Source organism: Methanofervidicoccus sp. A16 (assembly GCF_003351865.1).
Lineage (GTDB): Archaea > AGJL01 > Methanococci > Methanococcales > Methanococcaceae > Methanofervidicoccus.
The window spans coordinates 942,361-966,172 of record NZ_CP022242.1 but is presented as its reverse complement, the minus strand read 5'-3'; the positions used below and the strand labels follow the sequence as shown (position 1 = coordinate 966,172).

The following is a 23,812-nucleotide window of genomic DNA, read 5'->3' as shown; positions in this document are numbered from 1 at the left end:
TTTAACGAAAAATAATTATAATAAAATAAACTTCTAATTATAATATCAAACCCTAGTTCCCACCAAAGTGATAATATAAAATAATATACCTTAGTTCCCACCAAGTAGTGATTAAAAGAACAGTGAAAAATGATAATTATTATAATAAAAATCATGATTAAAATAATCAGTATAAAATCTATATAAAAACTATTGAATATCCTTAGGACCTTTCCGAATCCTTAGATAATATTATGAGATCTTATTTCTGAATCCCTGTATTAAAAGATATTTAGAGGATCATTTTCCTTCAATCCTCTTTTTAAATTTTTCTGTTTTTTAAACATTATTCTTTATTTTTTATTTTTATTAATCTATTATTTTTTATAATTATTTTTATTATTTTTTGGACTATCCTTTTGATGGGAAGTAGGGTAAAATAATATTAATAAAATAAAAATAAGGATAAAAACTAAAAAAATTAAAAAGTAATCCTACCTGTTTCTTTCAGTGTCCAAATGGTTATATTTTGTTTTTTACGTCTATCAGAATTTTATTCCTTTTATATTATTCCTCTTAAAACTTTTATAATTTTTATCATAATAATAATTATTATTTTTTTAATTACTATCTTAATGGAATTGGGGCTAATATTAACTTTTTTAATTAATTATACCATCAACTTTTTACCAACATGTCCATATATAAAGTTGTTCAATTTACTCAAAACCTTTGTGGCGTATAAGCCTGTACAGTGGAGAGGCATTATAAATTCGAAGTTGTGGGCAGAGAGGTAGTCATATACTGTCTTTATATAATCTTTTGAGGCATGGATTAGATGGAAACCTCCTACAACTCCCCTAACATTCTTGTTTATCTTCTTGGCGTATTCTATAACGTTAATTATACCACTATGGGCACACCCTGTAAATACAATATCCTCAACAATTATAAACATATCATCATTTACATAGTCTACTTTACGTGTTCCATCCTCCAAAACCATATAAAACGGATCTATCTCGTAAGGAAATAACCTTTCAACTTTCCCAGATACTATCATATCCTTTTCATAGTGAGGTTTATCGTTTACAAGTATTAGATTCTCTTTTTTTAGATACTTCTTCAGATTTCTATCGATTCCTATATATCTCCCCTCTATATACCTGTCTACAAAGGCCTCTGGATGTATGTATATAGGTACTTTAAGTCTACTTTTGCCTCCCTCTATAAAGTACTTCAGTCCATCTGTATGATCGTAATGACCATGACTTATAACTATACAGTCGAAGTTGTCATCCTCCCCCATTAACTTTAAATTCCTCTTTAACGTATTAGGGTCCTGGCCTGTATCAAATAGTATTTTCCTGTCCTCAGTTTTTACAATTATGGATAAACCATGTTGAGCAATGTAGGGTTTACTGGCGATGTTATCAACAAGGACTACAATTTCCATAGGAGCCACCTTATAAAGATGATAATTATATCTTAATAATTAAAAATATAAAAATAATAAGAAAAAAAATAATTTTTAAAGTCGTAAATCAGTTAACTCTCATTCTGGGATAACTATGAAAATATTTGGAATAATAGATCTGTCCACATTGGATTACCCTAAGAGGTGCTCCTCTGTTGTATTTATGAGTGGTTGTAATATGAGATGTGGATACTGCCATAACTACTTACATATGAAGAGGAACACTCGGGATATTCCACCGTATAAGGTCTATAAAAGTATAGATCTAACCTTTTCAGAGGCTATAGTAATAAGTGGTGGAGAACCGACGGTACAGCCCCAGACTCTAATAGAGTTTTGTAGGATAGTTAAGAGGGAAGAGAATCTCCCAATAAAGTTAGATACCAATGGATCCAATGTAGATGTTGTAAAGGAGTTGATTCAGGAGGGCCTTATAGACTATCTAGCTGTAGATGTTAAGTGTGCCTTTGAAAAGTACTGGGATATTGCCCAATACGAGGGTAGTAAAATAGAGGATAATGTAAAAAAACTTATAAAGATCTGTAAGAAGGAGGGTATTTTTATCGAGTGTAGAACTACATATATTCCTGAGAAGATGGATAAAGAAGACATATACACTATTGTTAACACTGTGAAAGGTTGTAATCTCTACGCCCTACAGCAGTTTGACAGTGAACACTGTTGGAAGGAAGAGTACAGAAAAATGAGGGAGCCTACTTTGGAGGAACTTGTAGAGTTGGGAAATGTGGCAAAGGAGTACATCCCTAATGTTGTCGTGAGATCTAAGGAGGGAATACTGTATCTTTAAAGTGAAGAGGAAAGAACCTTTAAGGAAAAATAGAAAGATAAGAGGAGAAAACTATGGATAATAAACCTCTAAATCGTAATGAGATCATCTGTGAGGAAGATAAGGCCTACGGTATATCACATAAGGGCAACAGGACACATAACGAGGACTACATCCTAGTTAAGAAGATCAAGGATATCTATCTCTTAGCAGTTGCAGATGGTATTGGAGGACATAACGCAGGAGAGGTTGCATCTAAAATGGCAGTGGAAACTCTAGAGAACTTTATAACAGAGAGATACAGAGAGGATCTATCCATTGAAGAGATTAAAGAAATATTGGAAGAAGCCTACAATTTAGCCCATCGTAAGATAAGGGAAAATGCTATCGGAGATAAGGAAGGAATGGGAACAACACTGACAACTGCAATAGTAAAGGGAGACAGATGTATTGTAGCGAACTGTGGTGATAGTAGGGCGTATTTAATTAGAGATGGAAGTATAATTCACAGAACTAAAGATCACTCTTATGTCCAGGTTTTAGTAGATAGTGGTTTTATTTCAGAGAAGGATGCCATGTATCACCCAATGAAAAATATCATTATTTCGGCATTAGGGTTAGAGGATTTTATAGTAGATACCTACCTCTGGGACATAAAAAAGGGAGATACACTTCTTCTAAGTTCCGATGGACTTCATGACTACGTTAAAAAGGAGGATATTTTAAAGGTCGTAAATAGTTATAGCGATCCGAAGAAAATTGTTGAAAAATTGTTGTATATTGCATTAGAAAAAACAGAGGACAACGTGAGCATAGTAGTGTACAGAGAAAATCCTTAGAATAGATTAAACTCCTTTTTTACTGACTTTTTTATTATTTTTTATTTTAACTTTTTTATAATTTTTATATAATAATTATTATTTTTTTAATAAGAACTAAGGTTTATGAATATCATAAATTAAAATAGTGGTCTCTTTCTCTAATAATATGGAAAAAACTAGTTTTTACTTTCTTCAACTGTATTACTTTTTATAAAAATCCCTTTACTTCTAAAAATTTTTACAATAAACTTAAAAAAGTTATTATTTTTACCTACCACAAAAAATTAAAAAAGAAAAACTTATAATTTAGGATTCTGCCATCTCCATTATTATGGCAACATCCTTGTAGTCAATTATTCCATTATTGTCCATGTCCAGCCTCCTCTCATCTCCGTTCAGTGCCATCTTACCGACGTAGTAGTTAAGTGTTATGTAAGCATCGTCTAAATCTATTCTGTAATTTCCATTAGCATCTCCTTTTATAACTCCTATTCCGTTGATACTTACTCTCTTCTTTCCACCAAATAACATTATATCTGCAACTTCCTTACTTGTATCTACATGGTGTCTAAATCCTCTGAAGTATTCCGCTCCAGGACCGTATGCCAATATTGGAACTGGATTACCTGTATGCTTGTGGGATACAAACCCCACTCCTACTTTCTCACTGATGATCTCTGCTATAGCATTTCCAAGGGCGTACTTCTTACCAGATTTCTCGGCTTCTAAGGCTTCTTTGATCTTTTTAACTTCTTCATCTGTTAGATCTATACCTGTATACTTCTTTATAACCTCTTTTGGATCTGCTCCATTCTTTATTTCCTTTGCCATCTTTCCAGTGGATGCCTTGATACTGAGTATTCTATCCTCATCTATTGGATCTCCATAGTCTATTCCTACTCCCAGCCCACCAGTTTCATGGTCTGCGAGAACTATTACAAGGGTGTCTTTATTTTTCCTTGCGTAATCGAGACAGTATCCTACAACGTCGTCAAACTCCTTAGTCTCTGCTACAACAGATGCAACGTCGTTAGCATGACATGCATGGTCTATTCTTCCACCTTCTACCATCAGGAAGAACCCATCTGGATCCTTCTCCAACAACTTTATAGCCTTCTTTGTCATGTCCAGCAATCCTACAGTATCCTCGTCTCTGTCTAATACATAAGGCATGTGGCTGTCAGAGAACAATCCCAATACATAGTTTCCATCTACACTCTCTAAATCCTTCTTTGTGTACACAACCTTATAACCCATCTTCTCTGCCAACTTTAAGGTATCGCTGTCAAATTTTTTCTTACCTCCTCCAAATAATACATTAACCTTCTCCTTTATTAGTTGTTTTGCTATCTCTTTTTCCATATCTCTGTCTTCCACATGGGATGCGAATACCGCTGGAGTGGCGTGGGTTATTCTGGTGGTAGTTACCAACCCTGTAGCCTTACCACTGTACTTTGCCAGTTCTAAGAGAGTACTTACATTTACAAGTTTATCTCCTACCTTCACTGTAGAGATCATTCCGTTGTATGTCTTAAATCCAGTGGCTATAGCGGTTCCTGCCGCTGCAGAATCTGTAACTGGACCACTTAGTGAGTCTGTAAGTTCATAACCTCCATAGGTCAGATCTTCCATATTAAGATGTCCATAGCAAAGTTTTGTTATTTCCACCTGACCAACACTCATACCATCTCCAATTAGTACAATGACATTTTTTACTCCTTGAGATCTAATAGATAGATCCTCTCCACTGTAACTTTTTGCTATACTTGCCTGGAAGGTAAGTAATATGGATATGACAAATAAGGTGCTTAGTATTGCACCTATCTTTTTCTTCACATCTATCACCTATTTATAGAGTTTGACATAGGGTAATATATCTCAAATTGCTATATAAAGTTTTCTATATTTGAATTGTAATTCATATAATATGAACAACAATAGTTAAATTAATCCCGATAAAAAATAAAATTAATCCAAAATAGACATAAATTTGCAAAAATATTAAAGAATATCTATTAAAAAATAACAAAGTTAAAAGTTAATACTCTCCAAAAAACAACTGGATCTCCCTCTTAGCACTCTTTTCAGAGTCCGAGGCATGTACTAGGTTATCTGGTGTGGAATATCCAAAATCCCCCCTTATAGTTCCCATATCTGCCTCCAATGGGTTGGTTTTTCCTATCATTTTTCTAACTACAGATATGGCCTTTTCCCCCTCAATTACCATTACAACAACCCTATCTGAAGTAATAAAATCAACTAACTCCTTAAAAAAGTCCTTATTTCGATGTTCTTCATATAGTTTCTCTGCCAACTCCCTTGACATCTTCAACATCCTCATCTTCACTATTTCCAGCCCTTTATCTTCAAAGCGCTGAATAATTCTCCCCATTAACTTCCTTTTTACAGCATCAGGTTTTATCATTACAAAGGTTCTCTCTTTCAATATATCCCCTTTTACTTTTGTCAAAAGGTATAAATAACATTTTATAAATATATTATTTATAAACATTTCTTACATAACTAATGACTGAGAGTGGGACCATGATATGTATAATAATGGGTAGTGAAAGTGACTTAAAGATAGCTGAAAAGGGAATACCTATTCTAAAAGAATTTGGAGTAGAATTTGAGGTAAGAGTTGCCTCTGCCCATAGAACTCCAGATCTCGTCGAGGAGATAGTAAAAAATAGTAAAGCCAAGGTATTTATAGCGATTGCAGGGCTTGCAGCCCATCTCCCAGGAGTTGTAGCCTCCTTAACAACAAAACCTGTGATAGCGGTGCCTGTAGAGAGTAAGTTAGATGGAATGGATGCCCTATTAAGTTGTGTCCAAATGCCTCCTGGTATACCAACTGCAACTGTAGGAATCGACAGAGGAGATAACGCCGCACTTTTAGCCCTTGAGATCTTAGCACTCTCCGATGAGGAGTTAGCCAAGAAGTTGGAAAAGTATAGAGAAAAACTAAAAGAAAAAGTTATGAATTCAGATAAAAGAGTTAGGGAACTATATAAAAGTTAATCATCCTTAGAGGCACACCATTTACATTTTCTATAACCAAGATCTTGAGCATCCTCCTCACTGTAGAAGTATATCCTGTTATCTTCCTTTATTTTCTTCCCATAGGGACACTTGTTAGAGGTATGGTATATTTTTCCATACTTCGATGCGTATATCCCTGTAGGTGTAGGAGAAAGGAATATATCCCTCTTAAAGTTTCTCTTCTCTAACAGTTTAAAATTTTTTAGATCCTTAAGGTGTATAAGGTAGATGCCGTTGAATACTTCTACAGTTCCCACAACCTCTATAAGGTCCCCCTCCTTTATACTTGGAGTATAACTGTATATGTATTCTATAAGATCCTTTTCAATATCTTTTGAAGGGTATATTCTTAGATCGCCTCCTGTATTATCCCCAATTTTTATATACTTAATATCCTGGATCTTTCCACACCAATCTCTTATCACCTTCATACTCTGAATATACCCCTTTATCTTAACGTAATCTCCCTCTTCTATATCCCTTATTTTCTTCTCCTTAGGTTCAAAGTTGTAGAAGTTTAAAGATAAAATGCCAAATAAGACGGTTATTAGACAGATATATTTTATTTTATCATCTGAGAGTTTCATATTTTAATCCCTTGTTAAAGTATTTTCTGGTTTTTAAAGTAATAAAATCCTATGTTCTTGATTAATATCTTAATTTTCTCATTAAATAAAAATAAATACCCTCTTGCTACTTCGAGATACTAAGTTTCTACCCCTTACCCTTTTATTATTTTTCTAATAATTATAGTCAAAAACATAACTTTTAAAAATTTATTAATAAAAAATAATAATAACCAAAAAATTGGGATAAAAGATTAATAATAAAAAAGAGAGGAAAAACTTCTAAGAAGAAGGTTTAACAGAAACTCTGCCCTGTTTTCTCCAGTACTCAGTGCAAACTCGAGGACAAGGGTATATTTTTTGCTTTTTTGCCCCTATTTTGTTTTTATTGGATATTAACAGTTTCAATATTATTTTTTATAATTTTAATTATTCTTTTTACCTTAGTTTCCATCAGTAGTAATTAAAAGAACAGTGAAAATGATAATTATTATAATTAAAAATCATGATTAAAATAATCAGTATAAAACTATATAAAAACTATTAAACATTCTAGGATCTTTCCGAACCCTTAGGTAAGATAGAATATCTCATTCTGAATCCCTATATTAAAAGATATTTAGAGAATCATTCTCCTTCAATATTTATTTTAAAATTAGTTTGTATCTAGGATGATAGGAGTTTTCTGTTTTTTAAACATTTTCTTTATTTTATTATCTTTATAATTATTTCTATTTATTCTTTAAATTATTCTTTTGATGGGAATTAGGGTATTCTTTTTATAATTATTTACTTTTTTATTTAAGATCCTCGATAGTTGTTATTAATTTAAAAAGTTCTGTTCAGAATGATTGTCGTATTTATTGTTAATAAAAAAATATTGTAAAAATATATTATTAAAAAAAATATAAAAAAATTAGCAAAACTCTACCTTAATAGCCAATATACTTAAATATACACTCCTTAATCATGAATTCCCTTCTCAGTTATCCTGAATATAGCCTCGGAATCTGGGAGATGTGGAGAGTCGTACAACTTGGCTATCCTCTTGTCTCCCTTACCCTTCCTAAGGAAGAACCTAAAGGTTGCAGCATGGCCTACGATGTGTCCACCTATAGGTTGCTCTGCAGGTCCAAAGAAGGCGTCTAATCTTGATGCAACCTGGTTAGTTACAAGTACTACACAGTTGTAGAGATCGGCCAACTTATTTAAGGTTGCCATATGCCTACCAAGTTTCTGTTGCCTCTCTGCAAGTTTTCCCATCCCTGTATACTCGTTCCTGAAGGTGCTTGTAAGGGAGTCCACGATGATCAATTTTATATTATTTCCCGATCTAATAAGTTCCTCTATCTTCTCTGCGTAGAGCATCTGCATATCTGAGTTGTAAGCCCTTGCAACAAAGACGTTGTCAAGAACCTTCTGGCCATCTATTCCCAGGGCTTCCGCCATCTGCATGATCCTCTCAGGCCTAAAGGTACCTTCAGTATCTATATACACAGCCTTTCTATCCTCCAACTCACCTTCATCCAACGCCTCCTTATCTGCAATTATCATATCGTCACACTGGAGATTTACACATGCCTGATGCATAATCTGGGTTTTACCACTTCCGAACATCCCTGCAAACTCTATAGTAGATTGACTCTCCAATCCCCCGTTGAGTATCCTATCTAACTCCTTACTACCTGTAGATAGTTTCCATACAGTTTTCCTCTGCTTCAAAAGATCTGTACCACTTTTAAACCCAAGATCACACAACTCCCTCGCATGGGCAATTATCTTAGCCGCTACCTTCTCACTTATACCATCGATCTCGGCAAGTTCGCCAATTGAGGCAGTTGCTATTTTCATAAAATCAGTGTATCCAGCCTCAATAAGTTTCTCTGCAATTGAGGGACCAACTCCAGGTATATCAGTTAATTTATCTGCCATTGAAGGATCACCTTATAATCATGATGTATGATAATTATAAATTTATAATTATCAAAGTGATAGGATAACCTATTGGAAAATCACTATTTATAATTTTTGCAATATATATAGGAAGGTGTAAAGATGATCAGAGACGAGGATTTTTTTAGAATGGAGGGAGTTCCAATAACTAAGGAGGAGATAAGAGCCATAAGTATAGGTAAATTACAGTTGGAGCCTGATGATGTTGTGGTAGATATTGGATGTGGTAGTGGAGGTATGACTGTGGAGATAGGTAGGAAGTGTAAGTTTGTTTACGCTATAGACTACTCTGAAGATGCAATATTAACTACTAAAAGAAATTTGGAACTCTTTGATATAAAAAACTGTAAAGTGATAAAGGGAAAGGGAGAGGAGGTTTTAGAATCCTTGGATTTTAATAAAGCCTTTGTAGGAGGTACAAAGAATATATATAAAATTTTGGATATACTTACAGAAAAGAATACAGAGGTTATAGTGATAAATACAATAGTCCTTGAAAACACTGCTAGAATTCTGAACTACTTCGAGGACATAGATAGGTACAATATTGAGGTTGTAAATGTTGTTGTAAGTTATGGGAAGAAGATAAAAAATGGCCATATGATGCTATCTAGGAATCCTATAAATATAATCACCTGTAGATTGTAGTCTGAATATACCTTTTTATTTATCGGTATTATAATTTTTATCAAGTGTTTTAACGTATTTTTTATTATTTTTATATTAACCTCAGTTCCCATCAAGATTGTAATTTAGAAGAATAATAATTATTATAATAAAAATAATAAAAGTTTTAAGAGGAATAATAAAATAATTCTGAAGGGATAGAGATAAAAAAGTTAAATAACCTTTTCCTCCTATATTAGATACTGGATAAGCAAGTAAGATTTCTTTTTAATTTTTTTAGTTTTTATTCTTATTTTATAATTTTATTATTATTTTTTACATTATCACTTTGATGGGAACTAGGATTTTATATTATTGTTTTATATTATAATAATAATTATTTTTATTATTAAATTCTCAATGATACGTTAATTTAGATTAAATAGTAAAAAAGGGGAAAATATGGACAATAAAAATATCGAGGAGATTGTGGAGAAGTTAAAAAGAGGGGAGATTAAACCCTATCAACTTGAAGATATGATGGGCCCAAAGGATGCAGTAGAGGTTAGGAGGAGGTATATTGAAGAAGTAACGGGAGTGAAGTTAGAGCATGTTGGAAGATACTCTATAGATGAGAAAGAGGCTATAAAGAAGAACATCGAAAATATGATAGGTGCCATCCAGATTCCCTTAGGTTTTGCAGGACCGTTGAAAATTAATGGAGAGTACGCCAAGGGAGAGTTTTACATACCTCTATCTACAACAGAGGGCGCCCTTGTAGCATCGGTTAATAGAGGTTGCAGTGTTATAAATAAATGTGGTGGATGTACAGTTAGGGTAATAGATGATAAGATGACAAGGGCACCAGTATTTAAAACATCCTCTGTAGTTGAGGCAATAAAGTTGAAGAACTGGATATTGGAGAACTTCCATAGGATAAAGGAGGTTGCAGAGGGTACAACTAGATATGGTAAGTTGATATCTATTCATCCCATAGTAATAGTTGGGAGGTACGTATATCCAAGATTTACCTACACTACTGGGGACGCTATGGGAATGAATATGGTGACGATTGCTACGGAAAAGGCATGTAAATTCATCGAGGAGGAGGTTGCTAAAGAGGAAAATGGAGGTATAAAGGTGCACACTGTGGCACTAAGTGGTAATTTTTGTACAGATAAGAAACCTAGTGGAGTAAATATGGTAGAGGGGAGAGGTAAAACCATAGTTGCAGAGGTGTTTTTAAAGGAGGAGGAGGTAAGGAAGTATCTAAAAACCACCTCAAAGGCTATAGAGCAGGTTAATTTATATAAAAATCTCATAGGTTCGGCAGTTTCTAACTCTATGGGGTTCAACGCCCACTACGCCAACATAATAGGTGCTCTATTCCTAGCAACTGGGCAGGATGAGGCTCACATTGTAGAGGGAAGTATAGGTATAACTGTTGCAGAATCTGAGGAGGATGGGTTGTACTTCTCTGTTACTCTACCAGATGTGCCCTTGGGGACAGTAGGGGGAGGTACAAGGGTGGAGACACAGAGGGAGTGCTTAGAGATGTTGGGATGTTACGGTAGTGGCAAGGCTCTTAAATTTGCAGAGATCGTTGGAGGGGCAGTTTTGGCTGGAGAGTTGTCTCTCCTTGGAGCCCTTGCATCTGGACACTTAGCGAGAGCCCATGCCCAGTTAGGTAGGTAAGTTTATAAAATGAGATATTGAATTAACAACGATTTGGGAAATGGGGAAAAATACCCTATTATTAACCTTAGTTCCCATCAAAAGGATAGTTTAAAGAATAATAAGAATAATTATAAAAATAAAAAAATGTTTAAAAAATAGAAAACTTCTATTATCTCCGATATAAAATATTTTAAAAAGAAGATTGATGATCCTCTGTATGCCCTCCAATATAATTGGATATCAGAGTAAGGTTTTCTATCTTAACTAAGTGATTAGAAAGATCCTAGAATGTTTAATAATTTTTATATGATTTTATACTGATTATTTTAATTATGATTTTTATTATAATAATTATCATTTTCATTATTCTTTTAATCACTACTGATGGGAACGATAGTAAAAAATATAAGATAAAAAACTCTTAAGAAGAACTTTTAAGAATAAAGGATATAACAGATGTTTTCTGGCTCCCTAGTCCAAATGCAATCTAGAGAGAAGAATCCCTATTATTTTTATCTACTGTATTTACTCTTTATTTATATTTTATTTTATAATACCCTATTTCCCATCAAAAAATCCTGATAAAAAATAATAATTATAAATGCCTACTTCCCATCAAAATGGTAGTATAAAAAATTAAAGATCATAAAAACTAAAAAAATTAAAAAGGAATTTTACCTGTCTATCCTGTATCCAATATTAATTTTACTTTTTATCTCTATCCCTTCAGAATTATTTTATTGTTATTCCTCATTAAGATTTTTATTATTCTTATTATAATAAACCCTAATTCCCATCAAAAGAGTAGTTTAAAGAATAATAAAAATAATTATAAAAATAATAAAAATAAAAAAATAAAGAAAAGGGGTAAAAAACAAAAAACTTTTATAATCTCAGATATAACATTTTAAAAAGAAGATTGGAGGAGAATGATCCTCTGTATATCTTTTAATACAGGGATTTAGAATAAGATCTCCTATCTTACCTAAGGGTTCGGAAAGATCTTAGAATATCTAATATTTTTAATTGATTATTTTAGTTATGATTTTTAATTATAATAATTATCTTTTTATTATTCTTTTAATTACCACTTTAATGGGAACTAGAGTTTTATAATTTTAATTTTTTAAATAGAAGTAAATAAGTAATCCCATATCGGTGATGGGTTATGATTGTTTTATAAATTTAGATTTAATAATCTATTGGGATCTGGATTAATTAGGGGTTTTATTTGGTTTTATTGTGTTTTTCTTGTGGATTTTCTTTATTTATTTTATTTAATTGATTTTATACTTGTGTGGACTAAAATAGGGAAGATTATCAAGTCGCAGATCTTTGTATAGAAGTGCCCTTATCATAGGTTCGAGATAGGAAGGTTTATATGGGAGAAGATACAACTTTATTTTAAAATAAGAAATAATGTTTTTAAGGTCAATTATTGCCCTTTAATAAAAAATAAAGGTGAAAAAATGATAAGTGAAAAGTTACTAAAAAAGTTAAATGAGCAAATGATGAATGAGTTTTATTCTGCTAATTTATATTTGCAAATGAGTGCATGGTGCAATCATGAAGGATTTGAAGGATCTGCTAAATTTTTAAGAAATCATGCAGCAGAAGAAATGGAACATATGCAAAAATTATTTGATTATATTCAAGACATTGGTGCATTGCCAATTATTGATGCTATTGAAAAACCGAAATCAGAATATAAAGACTTAAAACATGTTTTTGAAACTGCTTATAAACATGAAAAATTAGTAACATCTCGTATCCATGAGCTTGTAGAACTTTCTTTATCGGAAAAAGATTTTGGAACTTTTAACTTTTTACAGTGGTTTGTTGAAGAGCAACGTGAAGAAGAAAAACTGTTTAAATCTATATTAGACAAAATAAATATGGTAGGATTAGAAGGGCGCGGTCTATTTATAGTAGATAGAGAAATTGGATCGATGAAAGATAAAGAGATTGAATCAATTAAAAATAAAGAGATTGAATCGATTAAATAAACGTTTTTATATTCTTATTTTTATTAATGTTATGTTAAGGGAGGTTGGTATAAAAACTATTTCTTCTCCCTTTAGCCTTCATCCTGTGTTATAGTAGTAGAGGATATTATAGACGGGGGTTATTAAGTAAGATTAAGGTTTTATATGGCAGAAATCATTAATTAAAATTTTAAATTAAAGAAATACTTTTTTAATATTTTTATAATTCTTTAAAATTATTTTTTAAACCCTGGTTCCCATCAAAAGGATAGTTTAGAGAATAATAAGAATTATAAAAATAATAAGATATAAAAAAATAAAAAATAAGAAAAGATTTTAAAATAAAAAATTAAAATAAAAAATGTTTAAAAAACAGAAAACCTCTATTATTCCAGATACAAAAATTTTAAAATGATCCCCTGAATATCTTTTAATATAGTGGATATCAGAACATGATTTCTTATCTAGGTGATCAGAAAGATCCTAGGATATTTAATAATAGTCTTTATATAGTTTTATACCGATTATTTTAATCATGATTTTTATTATAATAATTATCATTTTTACTGTTCTTTTAATCACTACTTGGATGGGAACTAAGTTTTTTTAATTAAATTTTTTTAATCCTTACTATTTTATTTTTTAAATCTAAGGTACTTCATTTTATATTCATTTTCACAAATTAATTTTGATAATATAATTTTAAGGTGAACCCTATGTACGTAGATCACCCTCTAATAAAACCTAACACTGTAGAGGCGAGAACTTATCAGGAGTTGATCGTAGCAAAAGCCCTGGAGAAGAATACCCTCTGTGTCTTAGGTACAGGTCTTGGAAAAACAGTTATTGCTACATTAACAATTGCAGGAGTACTGTCTAAAAGAGATGGAAAGGTTCTAATTATAGCCCCCTCTCGTCCCTTGGTAGAACAACACTACAACAGTCTAAAGAATTTCTTAAACATTCCTGAGAAGGATATAGTAGTTTTAACTGGAAAGATACCTCCTGAAAAGAGGAAAAAACTCTGGAAAACAGGTAAGGTATTCGTTGCGACTCCTCAGATCGTTGAAAACGACATCGTGGCAGGGAGGGTGCCCCTTGATGAATTTGTCCTCCTTATAGCAGATGAGGCACATCATACAACAGGTAATCACTCCTATACATTTGTAGCCTCTGCATTTAAGGGGAAGGTTAGAGTTCTTGGATTAACTGCATCTCCAGGGTCTGATATAGATAAGGTATTTGAGGTGTGTGAGAACCTTGGAATTGAACATGTGGAGATAAGAACCCATGAGGATCCCGATGTAAAGAAGTACGTTAAAACTGTGAAAATAAGGACTGTAAAGGTAAAACTACCTAAGGAGTACCAGGAATGTATAAAGTTAGTTAGAGAGGCTCTAAAGGAGAGGTTGAGGATACTTAGAGACTGTAAAATAATTCCCTCTACAGTGGTAAATAGATCTGAACTTCTATCCCTACAGAGGAGAGTGATGGAGATAGAGGGCAGTTCTAAGTACGAGTTGATAAGGGTGGTATCTGAGGCTATAAAATTGGATTACGCAGTAGAGATTTTGGAGTGCCAGGGAAAGGATGCGTTCCTAAACTACTTCGAGAAGTTAGGTAGTCAAAATACAAAATCTGCCAAAGAGATCGTTAGGGACAGTAAGGTACTGAAGGCAGTATACAAGTTGAGAACATTGGATGTAGATCATCCAAAGTTGGATAAACTCCTCAAGATAGTAAAGAATATCCTAAGTAAAAATAAAAAGGAGAAGATCATCCTATTTGCCCAGTACAGGGACACTGTAGAGAAGATCGTTAATCTCCTTAGGGAGAACAACATCGGAGCACTGCCCTTTATGGGCCAGTCTAACAGGGGAGGTAAAGGGATGTCCCAGAAGGAGCAGATAAGAACCTTGGAGAGGTTTAAGGGGGACGATAGTATAAACGTATTGGTATCTACAAGTGTATCAGAGGAGGGTATAGATATAACAAGTGTTAATTACGTAATATTCTACGAACCGGTGCCCTCTGAGATTAGGTTTATCCAGAGGAAAGGGAGAGCCTCCAGAGGTGAGGGGGGAGAATGTATTATCCTTATAACTGAGAATAGCAGGGATGAGGCGTACTACTGGTCTGCGATACAGAAGGAGAGGAATATGAAGAGGATACTAAGGGAGATGGTGAAGACGTTAAATAAGAAGTTGAAGGAGAGAAGAGTAGAGGGGTGTAGAGGACCTTTAGATGTCTATATAGAGGGCGATATTGGAGTAGTAGATAAAAGAGAGATCCCTTCTAAGTTAGAGAAGAAAGATGAAAGTGAGGAGAAGGATAGAGAGAAAAAACCTAAGATAGTGATAGACCACAGGGAGAGGAATATAGGAAAACTTCTATTTGAGAGGGCAGAGTTGGAGTTTAAAAATTTGGAGTTTGGAGACTATATACTCAGTGATAGGGTAGTTGTAGAGAGAAAGACGTCTGAAGACTTCGAAAACTCCATAATAGACAAGAGACTCTTCAAACAGTTGAAGGAGTTGAAGAACTACGAGAAACCTATTCTAATTATCGAGGGAGATAGGTTCGAGAGACTCGAAGAGAATGCAATAAAGGGTGCTATACTCTCTATAGTGTTAGATTACCACATCCCTATAATCTTCACCAAGGATCCAGAGGAGACTGCAGATATACTGTTAAAGTTGGCAGAGAGGGAACAAATTAAAAATAAGAGACCTGTAGAGATTAGAACTGGAAAGAAGCCTATGTCTCTAAGGGAGAGACAGAGGTTTATAGTTGAGAGTTTCCCAGATGTTGGGCCTGTCACTGCAGAGAATCTACTTCTAAGTTTTGGTACCATAGAGAATATAGTTAATGCACCTGAGGAAGAACTTATGAAGGTGGAAGGTGTAGGTAAGACAACTGCAAGGAAGATAAAAGAGGTGCTCACTGAAAAGTACACTAAGTCTTAAATTATAAGCTAGAATAATAATTATAAAAATAGTTAAGAATTAATAATAATATCAGATAGTCCATTTTATATGACATTTTAAATAATTTTTAAAATAAAAATTATAAATAATAAATATAATTTTAAAAAATAAAAAAAGTAAAATCTTCTAAAAAATAAAAATGGCAGATATTCCATCTAATTTTCCAATGCTCGGAACAGGTAGAGAAATAACATTGAATTTTTAATGAGATATAAAATACCTTACTCCTTGAAGTACTTATACCCAGAGGAGAGAAGTGCCGCACCTACTGCTCCAATATGTTGTGAATAAGGTGGTACCACTATCTTCCTACCAAGTATCTCCTCCAACGCCAACACCATACCCTTTAAGAGACTACTACCACCTACAAGTATTACAGGATCTCTTACATCTACCTCCTGTAGTTGTTGCTCGTATATCTGCTCTGCAACTGAATGGGCCGCTGCAGCTGCTACATCTTTTGGATCGGCACCCTCTGCCAAGGCTGTAACAAGATCCTGAATACCGAATACTATACAGTAACTGTTCATCCTCACCTTTCTCCAGTCTCCCTCTGCAGCCATCTCTCCCAACTCCTGGATAGACACACCTAACCTCCTTGCAGTGATCTCGAAGAACCTTCCACTGGCACCAGCACAGATACCTCCCATAGTAAAACTGTCTGGTATGGCGTTGTTAAGGGAGATAGCCTTGTTGTCCATACCTCCAATATCAATAACTGTCGCCTCACCTTCCTGTTTATCTGCCAAAAAGGCGGCACCTTTGGAGTTTACAGTAAGTTCCTCCTGTATGAGATCTGCTTTAAAGTACTCTCCAATGGTATGTCTTCCATATCCAGTAGTTCCAATGGTTTCAATATCCTCCATCTTTAATCCTGCCTCCTTCAGGGCCTCATTTACAGCCTCCTTTGCAGACTCTATAACGTCTCTAGTATAAACCCATCCCTTTCCAACAACCTTGTTATCTACCATTACTACAGCCTTTGTAGTTGTAGATCCACTGTCTATACCTAGACTTATACCTTCCTGTCTCTTTCTAACTAGTAGTGCCTTTCTCTCCACTATAGTTACTAGGGCTTCCATCCTTGTCAATAACTCCGATGCCTTAGTTCTCTCTGTAAAGGAGTACATAACAACAGGTAGATCTGTGTACTCCTGAATAAGTCTTCTAACCTCGTTTCTAACGAGAGCACCCTCTGCACATCTGAAGCATGTGGCTATAAATACTGCATCTGCATCACTGTTTCCCTCTATTATGGACATAGCCCTTGCAAACATAAGTTTTAAATTTGCAGAGGCTACCTCAAAACCTAACTCTTCATTAACCTTATCTATATAGTCTAAATCTACTTCAGGGAATACTATCTCTCCTCCAACTTCCCTTGCAGCCTTTTCAATTTCAGCCTGAACTCCACTGTATTCAGGACCACAGGTTATCTCTGCTATCTTTACTGCCACAGTATCACCGTATAAGTGATAAAAAATATTATTATTAATGATAAAAAATATTAAATATTAATCTTTCAACATTGTAATATTACACTGCAATGATGAGTGCCGACTTCACTGATCGGTGATGACATCGGGGACAGCTGAGCAGTTTATATTTTACTCTTTTTTTATAAAAATTTTTCAATCTACTGGAGATACTAATACCTTCCTCAGGGAGTGTCCTTTAGGACAGGACACCTTATTTTTAAATACCTTTACTATTTTAAACTTCTCAGACAGTCCCTCTGGATTACATAGTGGATAGTTTTCACAAAATATATTGTTGCACTTTGTACCATTAGATAGGGTTAAACCCTCTAACGCCTTTCTCGATTCTATTAACATAGGTATCTCCTGAGATACTTCAATTTCTACAACCTTAACTCCACATTCATGGATCTTACAGGGATGATCTGCAGATCTGACACTGAGGATCCTGTATCTCCTCCCTACAATCATGCCCTCATGACAGATTTTTTTAAACTTACAACTCTCACACTCCTTTAACATTCCACAGTAGATGAATTCATTCCCAGTCTTCGCCAATCTACTTCCAATTAATGTGATCTTCTTCTCCATAATAATCCCTATATTATATTCTTTTTAAATTTATTGTCTATTCTTCTCTGCCTTACAAGTTCCCTCTCTATTCTCTCCCCTGTACTTTTTAGTCTACTGGCTACACTCCTTGGGACGTTCCCATACTCCGATAATACCTTTGCTATACCACTTGCCAGTAGAAATATGGCATAAGTATGTTCAGATTTAGTCCTATGTATATGATGAGGGTATATTTTTAGATTATCATAGGATGTAAAATACATATCGATAGAATCTCCAAATTTCTTTTTCAATATCTTTCTCATATATACTAAAAGTTGATGTAATTGAATAAGTTCATCTTTGTGCATACAATCACCTAAAAAGAGAAGAGGGTTTTTATCAGTTTAATGTTTATCTCATCTATTAGTAGTTTCCTATTAAGCCAATCCTACTTATTAATCGTAATTTTAATTATATATTTCTTAATTCTTTATTAAAGGAATAATAAAAATGATAATAAAAATAAAAAACAATGAAATAATGGACAATGATAAAATAGAGAATAAAAAATTTTCTATATTTACATTTTTCTGAACTATCTTTAATACTTTAAGGTATGAATTTTCATCTTTAAGAGACTTCCATCTATAGGACTGTGTAGAAAATAAACACCTTTAAGGGCCAATAGAGTTTTGCTTCCTTTTCACCTATCCTTTTCTAAGATTTTATAATAATTATAACTTTTATAATAATTATTAAAGAATACTTAACCTTAAAAATTATTTTTCAATGATCCAAGATGTCCAACGGGAAATATTATTTTTAACTACATCACATCCTCATACTTCAAGATCTTTAAATTAGGCGGTTTTTTAGTTATATGTGTTTCCCTTCCAATTATAACTAAGTTAGAGTTGACATTGTTAAAAAATCTATCTATCAATTGCTGGGTTATTGGAGTGTCTGTGATAATAAAATAAACATCAGTAAGTAAATCCTCTGATAACTCTTCCATAGACAGTACCTTTTCAAAGTTTGGAGATATCAACTTTATCTTGTTAGTTCCTTTAATGTTTTCAATTGATGATCTAATATACTCCAATTTTAACTCATAATTTTCACTCTTTAGTACCTCGTAAGTAAGTGTTTCCTTGTTATTACTATCCTCCTTAGGGCACTCCTCCTTCGAGTTAAAGTCTGTACTAGTAATTTCCTCCTCCTTAGATGTCTCTACTACACTTCTACTGAGGTCGTTACATCTATTTACCTGTTGTAAATACTGCTCTACTGGTACCCTTAGCCTTAAATACTTTAATACCTCTTTCTTAGAGAGTTCCTCTACCTCCTTACCTTTGGGAGCCCTCGCAATGTAGTCTATATCACACCTCTGAAGGGATTCCTTCAGTATAAGTTCTCCTCCTCTATCTCCATCGATAAATATGGTGGTAATTTTCTTTTTGGACAGTTCTACAATAGTCTTAGGTATGGAGATACCTCCAACTGCTATTACGTTCTTGATCCCACATCTTAGGAGATTTAAAACATCTGCCCTTCCCTCTACCACTATTATACTATCTGAACTATCTATATTTGGACCTGCAGGTAACTTCTCTTCACCGTATTCAACTATCTCTCTAGTTCTAATATGCTCCCTGATCTCCTCTGATATATCATGGATATCTGTCATACTATCCATAAGGGTTTCCAAAAGTTCCTTCGCCCTATTTGTAATATACTTACGTTTTTCAAGACGAATATCCCTTATATCTTTCACTTCTACCTTGGCTGAACAAGGTCCTACCCTGTCAATAGTTTCCAACGTCGCAGCAATAATCGCTGTCTCAATCCTATCTAAACTAGATGGCAAGGTTATCTTTGCATAGGATTTCCCGTTGCTGTTGTTGGTAACTTCAACATCTATCCGCCCAATCCTCCCACTCTTCTGGAGATCCCTTAAATCTAAATCACCCCCTAGTAATCCCTCAGTTTGCCCAAATATCGCACCTATTATATCATTTTTTTCCACGTATCCATCTGCAACAAGTTCAGCGTATATGATGTACTTAGTAGTGCCAAAATCCATATAACATCCCTCCTTGATGCCAACAGTAATCTCGCTTTTGAATTTTTATATAAAAATAATAATATAACAATCTATTTAAACTTATTTTAATTATAATTTATGTATATTGAAATATTAAGATTAAATAAATAGGATAGAGGGGATATCATTGTTAAAACAAGATATTCTATTAGAAAAGGAGTTAAATAATAAGATCATATTCGTTAAATTGTAGTTTGATTAAAATGATGGAGAATTGGAACAAAATTAATAAAAATATGATAAAGAATAATAAAAATTAGTTTAGGTGAAATTAAAACTATAATATTTTTTCTAAAAATACCTTTGAGGTTTTAAAAAGGACGGTTCCAATTCTTAACAGATGACTAAAATACACCAACTACAGATATATATTTAAATTATTATAAAAAAATAAGAAATATGAATAAAAAAAGAAGGGTGGATAATAATGAATATAGATATCCAAGAGATACTTAAAAGGGAACCTCTTTACAGTGGTAAAGCGAAGTCTATATATGAAATAGATGAAGATAGAGTACTTATCGAGTTTAGAGATGACATAACTGCAGGAGATGGAAAGAAGAGAGATGTAAAGAAGGGAAAGGGTCATCTTAACGCCCTTATATCTTCCAAGTTATTTGAGGTGTTGGAAAAGGAAGGTGTACCTACTCACTACTTAGGATATATAGATCCTGTATATATGGTTGCCAAGAGGGTAGAAATCATACCTATAGAGGTAATTGTAAGAAACATTGCTGCGGGAAGTCTCTGTAGAAGGTATCCCTTCAAAGAGGGAGAGGAGTTAAAGAGGCCCATTGTACAGTTTGACTACAAGAGTGATGAATATGGAGATCCTATGTTAAACGAGGATATTGCCATTGCCTTAGGTTTAACTACAGAGGAGGAGTTGAAGAAGTTGAGAGAATTGGCTCTAAAGGTAAATGATGTACTTAAGAGGTTCTTCGATGAGAAGGGAATAATACTTGTGGACTTTAAGATAGAGGTAGGAAGAACAAAGGACGGAGAACTTGTCGTTGCCGATGAGATAAGTCCAGATACTATGAGATTGTGGGACAAGGAGACTAGAGATGTTTTAGATAAGGATGTATTTAGGAAGGATCTAGGAGATGTTGTAAGTAAGTACGAGATTGTAGCAAAGAGAATAGGATGTATATAAAAATATATAAGGGAGTTAGGATGTACAGGGCAGTGGTAACTGTTAAGTTAAAAAAAGGAGTGCTGAATCCAGAGGGAAGAACTATCTTGAGAGCCTTGAACTTCCTGGGATACAAAGAGGTTAAAGATGCAAATACCTTTAAATGTATAGAACTCCTTATTGAGGGCGAAGATAAGGATAAAGTGATAGAAAGAGTTGAAGAGATGTGTAGAAAATTACTTGCAAACCCTGTTATCCACGATTACGAGATTGAAGTGGAGAAAGTGGATTGATCTCTTTTTCTTATTTTTCCTATTATTATAATCAATGTTAAAAAAATAATAAAATAAAAAATAAAAAACTCTTAATGAAAGAAGAGGGGTTAAATAGAGATCCAAACCTGTTTTTTAATGCTCAAAACATTCTAAGGGATATTACAGGATTTTATTTACATGTTATATATTTATCATCTTTCATTAATTTTAATTTTTATAATATATTATTTTTTATTTAAAACTCCTCGATAATGATCTCTAGTACACTAGTTTATTTTATCGATTATAAAAAAGAGGTAAAAACCTCTGTCCGAGAAAAATATTTAATTGTTTATGCCCTTCCAGAGTTTGAGATAGGACTCTACCAGTTTAACTCCAGCATCTGTAAGGCCCTTCTTACCAATTAACCCAACGTTTTTCAAAATGACCAGACTCTTCTTTATCTCATCCACAGTTAATGGGAGTAACTTGGCTAGAAGTATGATTTCATTCTCTTTATGCTCTCCAACTTCACTTTTCTCTCTCCATACTCTGTCAAAGTCTTCCCTGTTGTTGTATATTGCCAGTAGTATATTGAAGGTAGTTGGAGTTATTGCAAACTTCGTAGATAGGAGTTCCTGTACCTTTGCCATCTCAACGGCCTCTTTAACACCCTCTCCAAGTTCTGTTAAAATAATCATCTTATTCTGTAGTTCTCTAATTAGTCCCTTGGACTCACTCTCATTTAAAGCCTTAATAATTGCCTCCTCATCACCACCAACGTGTTTCTGTATCAACTTAACTAGTTCGTCCCTGTGGATGTACCTCTTCACTGGCATGTTAATTAGGGCAGATATATCGTACTTAGTCAGATAAGGTCTTCTTTTAATGGATCTGGTTAATTTCAGTAAGAAACTACCTTTATCAGTAATACCTCTCTGTACTACCTTCTCTTCTTTACCCTTTACCACCCACTCTGCGATAGGTGTATCGTTGTGTTCAGGATAAGTAATTGCTTTCATACCGTCGGTAGTTACTGTTCCTAAGTCCTTAACCTTCTCTCCAAATTCAGTCATCCAGTATGTATCTTTATTTTTTATAACTTCCCTTCTTATAAGTTCCTTAAACTCCAATGTGTGAAGGACCTCTCCCAAATCTTCAATTCCACTTCTCTTTTTTATCTCCTTGTAGGTAGGTAGTACCTCCGGGTTGGTTTCATACTTCTCTTTGATAATCTCGATAGTCTTTAAAACTTTGATCTCGTCCTCCAATACATAGATAGGTGTTATCTCCTGATAGGTTTTACCTATCTCACTGTAGGTGTTTAGCATGGACTGTCCCAACTCTGTAATCTCCCCCTCTTCACAGAAACCACTGTCCACCATCTCCTCACTGAACTCTCCTCTCTTCATTGCATCGAAATCTTCCTTTCTTAGGATCAACGTTCTACCTAGTTTTGGAACCATGGAGGCAATCTTCAATACCTCCTTCAGTGCCACTGTTGTGGCGAAGGCCTTACCAGCCTCAGTTGTAGGGGATATACTTAGTAATCTCATAGCCTGAAGGGCGTTAAGTATATTGTCGCCCTGTTTCTTGGTGTTCTTATAAGTTATCAGTTCCTCGTAAAGGCCGATCTTTGGCATACCTCTTACAAAGTCCAGTATATCAGGTGTTAAATATACCACTGGGTGAGATTCTCTGTAGATCTTGAGTATCTCCTTCCCAACTTCAGTTAGTCCTTCAGAATTTGCCAAATGTCTCTCTACTAGTAAATTGTTCCATTTCTCTGGGACATAACCTGTTTTATCTAAGAGTTCCATAATCTTGATAATCTCAGAATTTATATACACATCAGGTATATCCTCTACAGGTATCTTGTCGATTAACTCCACCATCCTTTTTCCAACGTCTGTAAAGATTATGTCCTCTCCAGATATCTCTACAAATCCTAAGATAAAGAGTTCTGCTATTCTTACCTCAAACTCTTCAGGTAGTTTACTTTTTAACTCTTTACTTTTAGTTGTATTTTTCATAAGTTTCAGTATTTCCAAATGTCTCTTCTTTAAAAACATTTTATCACCTTATAAAATTTTAACAAGTGTGGAAGTACTTATTTGTTCATTTAAAGTTCTATATATAATTTTTGGTTTATAGATAGTGTCCATATGTTTATATTTGGATTTTTTAATATAATATTTCTAGTTTAATTACTAAAATAAAATGCTGTTTACCAGATTTTAGGAAAAAAGATTTGGACCTAATAGATAAGATTAATAATATTGGAAATAAAATTATATATAATGGATTATTATAATGATTATTATAATATAATTGGTTTAGAAATAAATAATGTTAAGTTTTTATCCAGTTATTACAAAGTTTAAGGGGGGAATATGGATTCTGAAA

At 33.7% G+C, this 23,812-nt stretch carries 19 protein-coding genes; 9 read left to right on the top strand and 10 right to left on the bottom strand.

The window, feature by feature from the left end:
• Positions 1–649: 649 nt before the first annotated feature.
• Positions 650–1,435: an MBL fold metallo-hydrolase gene (locus tag CFE53_RS04535; protein ID WP_148120682.1), complete on the bottom strand. Its 786-nt coding sequence runs from the start codon at positions 1,433–1,435 to the stop codon at positions 650–652.
• A 115-nt stretch (positions 1,436–1,550) separates the two neighbouring features.
• On the opposite strand from CFE53_RS04535, the gene CFE53_RS04530 reads away from it, so the two are divergent.
• Entirely contained in the window at positions 1,551–2,264 is a 714-nt protein-coding gene (locus tag CFE53_RS04530) for an anaerobic ribonucleoside-triphosphate reductase activating protein (protein WP_148120681.1), read from the top strand.
• 53 nt (positions 2,265–2,317) lie between these two features.
• Positions 2,318–3,082, top strand: a complete 765-nt coding sequence (locus CFE53_RS04525; protein ID WP_148120680.1) for a PP2C family serine/threonine-protein phosphatase — start codon at positions 2,318–2,320, stop codon at positions 3,080–3,082.
• A gap of 288 nt (positions 3,083–3,370) precedes the next feature.
• On the opposite strand, the gene CFE53_RS04520 is transcribed toward CFE53_RS04525, so the two are convergent.
• Entirely contained in the window at positions 3,371–4,900 is a 1,530-nt protein-coding gene (locus tag CFE53_RS04520) for an alkaline phosphatase (protein WP_148120679.1), read from the bottom strand.
• A 202-nt stretch (positions 4,901–5,102) separates the two neighbouring features.
• Positions 5,103–5,510, bottom strand: a complete 408-nt coding sequence (locus CFE53_RS04515; RefSeq protein WP_148120678.1) for a nucleoside-diphosphate kinase — start codon at positions 5,508–5,510, stop codon at positions 5,103–5,105.
• 98 nt (positions 5,511–5,608) lie between these two features.
• On the opposite strand from CFE53_RS04515, the gene purE reads away from it, so the two are divergent.
• Positions 5,609–6,085, top strand: a complete 477-nt coding sequence (gene purE / locus CFE53_RS04510; protein WP_148120677.1) for a 5-(carboxyamino)imidazole ribonucleotide mutase — start codon at positions 5,609–5,611, stop codon at positions 6,083–6,085.
• Here the strand turns inward: purE and CFE53_RS04505 are convergent.
• A complete protein-coding gene (locus CFE53_RS04505; RefSeq protein WP_148120676.1) occupies positions 6,082–6,693 on the bottom strand; it encodes a hypothetical protein in 612 nt (203 codons plus the stop codon). The two genes, purE and CFE53_RS04505, sit on opposite strands and share 4 nt — an antisense overlap.
• A gap of 942 nt (positions 6,694–7,635) precedes the next feature.
• Positions 7,636–8,604 carry a DNA repair and recombination protein RadA gene (radA, locus tag CFE53_RS04500; RefSeq protein ID WP_148120675.1) on the bottom strand — a complete coding sequence of 323 codons (969 nt, stop codon included), beginning with the start codon at positions 8,602–8,604 and terminating at the stop codon, positions 7,636–7,638.
• Positions 8,605–8,727: 123 nt separating this feature from the next.
• On the opposite strand from radA, the gene cbiT reads away from it, so the two are divergent.
• The 4 genes from cbiT to CFE53_RS04480 all read left to right on the top strand — a co-directional run bounded on the left by cbiT (position 8,728) and on the right by CFE53_RS04480 (position 15,859).
• Positions 8,728–9,273, top strand: coding sequence for a precorrin-6Y C5,15-methyltransferase (decarboxylating) subunit CbiT (cbiT, locus tag CFE53_RS04495; RefSeq protein WP_148120674.1), 546 nt, complete (start codon positions 8,728–8,730; stop codon positions 9,271–9,273).
• A 420-nt stretch (positions 9,274–9,693) separates the two neighbouring features.
• Entirely contained in the window at positions 9,694–10,926 is a 1,233-nt protein-coding gene (hmgA, locus tag CFE53_RS04490; RefSeq protein ID WP_148120673.1) for a hydroxymethylglutaryl-CoA reductase (NADPH), read from the top strand.
• 1,451 nt (positions 10,927–12,377) lie between these two features.
• Entirely contained in the window at positions 12,378–12,914 is a 537-nt protein-coding gene (ftnA, locus tag CFE53_RS04485; RefSeq protein WP_148120672.1) for a non-heme ferritin, read from the top strand.
• Positions 12,915–13,609: 695 nt separating this feature from the next.
• The gene (locus CFE53_RS04480) at positions 13,610–15,859 is read left to right on the top strand and encodes a DEAD/DEAH box helicase (protein WP_148120671.1); all 2,250 of its coding nucleotides are present in this window, start codon (positions 13,610–13,612) and stop codon (positions 15,857–15,859) included.
• A 242-nt stretch (positions 15,860–16,101) separates the two neighbouring features.
• Here the strand turns inward: CFE53_RS04480 and CFE53_RS04475 are convergent, their stop codons facing one another.
• The 4 genes from CFE53_RS04475 to dnaG all read right to left on the bottom strand — a co-directional run bounded on the left by CFE53_RS04475 (position 16,102) and on the right by dnaG (position 19,996).
• Positions 16,102–17,337: a methanogenesis marker 15 protein gene (locus tag CFE53_RS04475; protein ID WP_148120670.1), complete on the bottom strand. Its 1,236-nt coding sequence runs from the start codon at positions 17,335–17,337 to the stop codon at positions 16,102–16,104.
• 174 nt (positions 17,338–17,511) lie between these two features.
• Complete coding sequence (locus tag CFE53_RS04470) at positions 17,512–17,949, bottom strand: UPF0179 family protein (protein WP_172456360.1); 438 nt, start codon at positions 17,947–17,949, stop codon at positions 17,512–17,514.
• Between the two features lie 8 nt (positions 17,950–17,957).
• Complete coding sequence (locus tag CFE53_RS04465) at positions 17,958–18,281, bottom strand: UPF0058 family protein (RefSeq protein WP_148120668.1); 324 nt, start codon at positions 18,279–18,281, stop codon at positions 17,958–17,960.
• Between the two features lie 458 nt (positions 18,282–18,739).
• Positions 18,740–19,996, bottom strand: a complete 1,257-nt coding sequence (gene dnaG, locus CFE53_RS04460; RefSeq protein WP_148120667.1) for a DNA primase DnaG — start codon at positions 19,994–19,996, stop codon at positions 18,740–18,742.
• Between the two features lie 448 nt (positions 19,997–20,444).
• Here dnaG and purC point away from each other — a divergent pair, with 448 nt between their 5' ends.
• A complete protein-coding gene (gene purC / locus CFE53_RS04455) occupies positions 20,445–21,173 on the top strand; it encodes a phosphoribosylaminoimidazolesuccinocarboxamide synthase (RefSeq protein WP_148120666.1) in 729 nt (242 codons plus the stop codon).
• Between the two features lie 20 nt (positions 21,174–21,193).
• A complete protein-coding gene (gene purS / locus CFE53_RS04450) occupies positions 21,194–21,445 on the top strand; it encodes a phosphoribosylformylglycinamidine synthase subunit PurS (RefSeq protein ID WP_148121160.1) in 252 nt (83 codons plus the stop codon).
• A 305-nt stretch (positions 21,446–21,750) separates the two neighbouring features.
• Here purS and CFE53_RS04445 read toward each other — a convergent pair whose 3' ends face one another.
• Positions 21,751–23,478, bottom strand: coding sequence for a DUF505 family protein (locus CFE53_RS04445; protein WP_148120665.1), 1,728 nt, complete (start codon positions 23,476–23,478; stop codon positions 21,751–21,753).
• Positions 23,479–23,812: the final 334 nt, after the last annotated feature.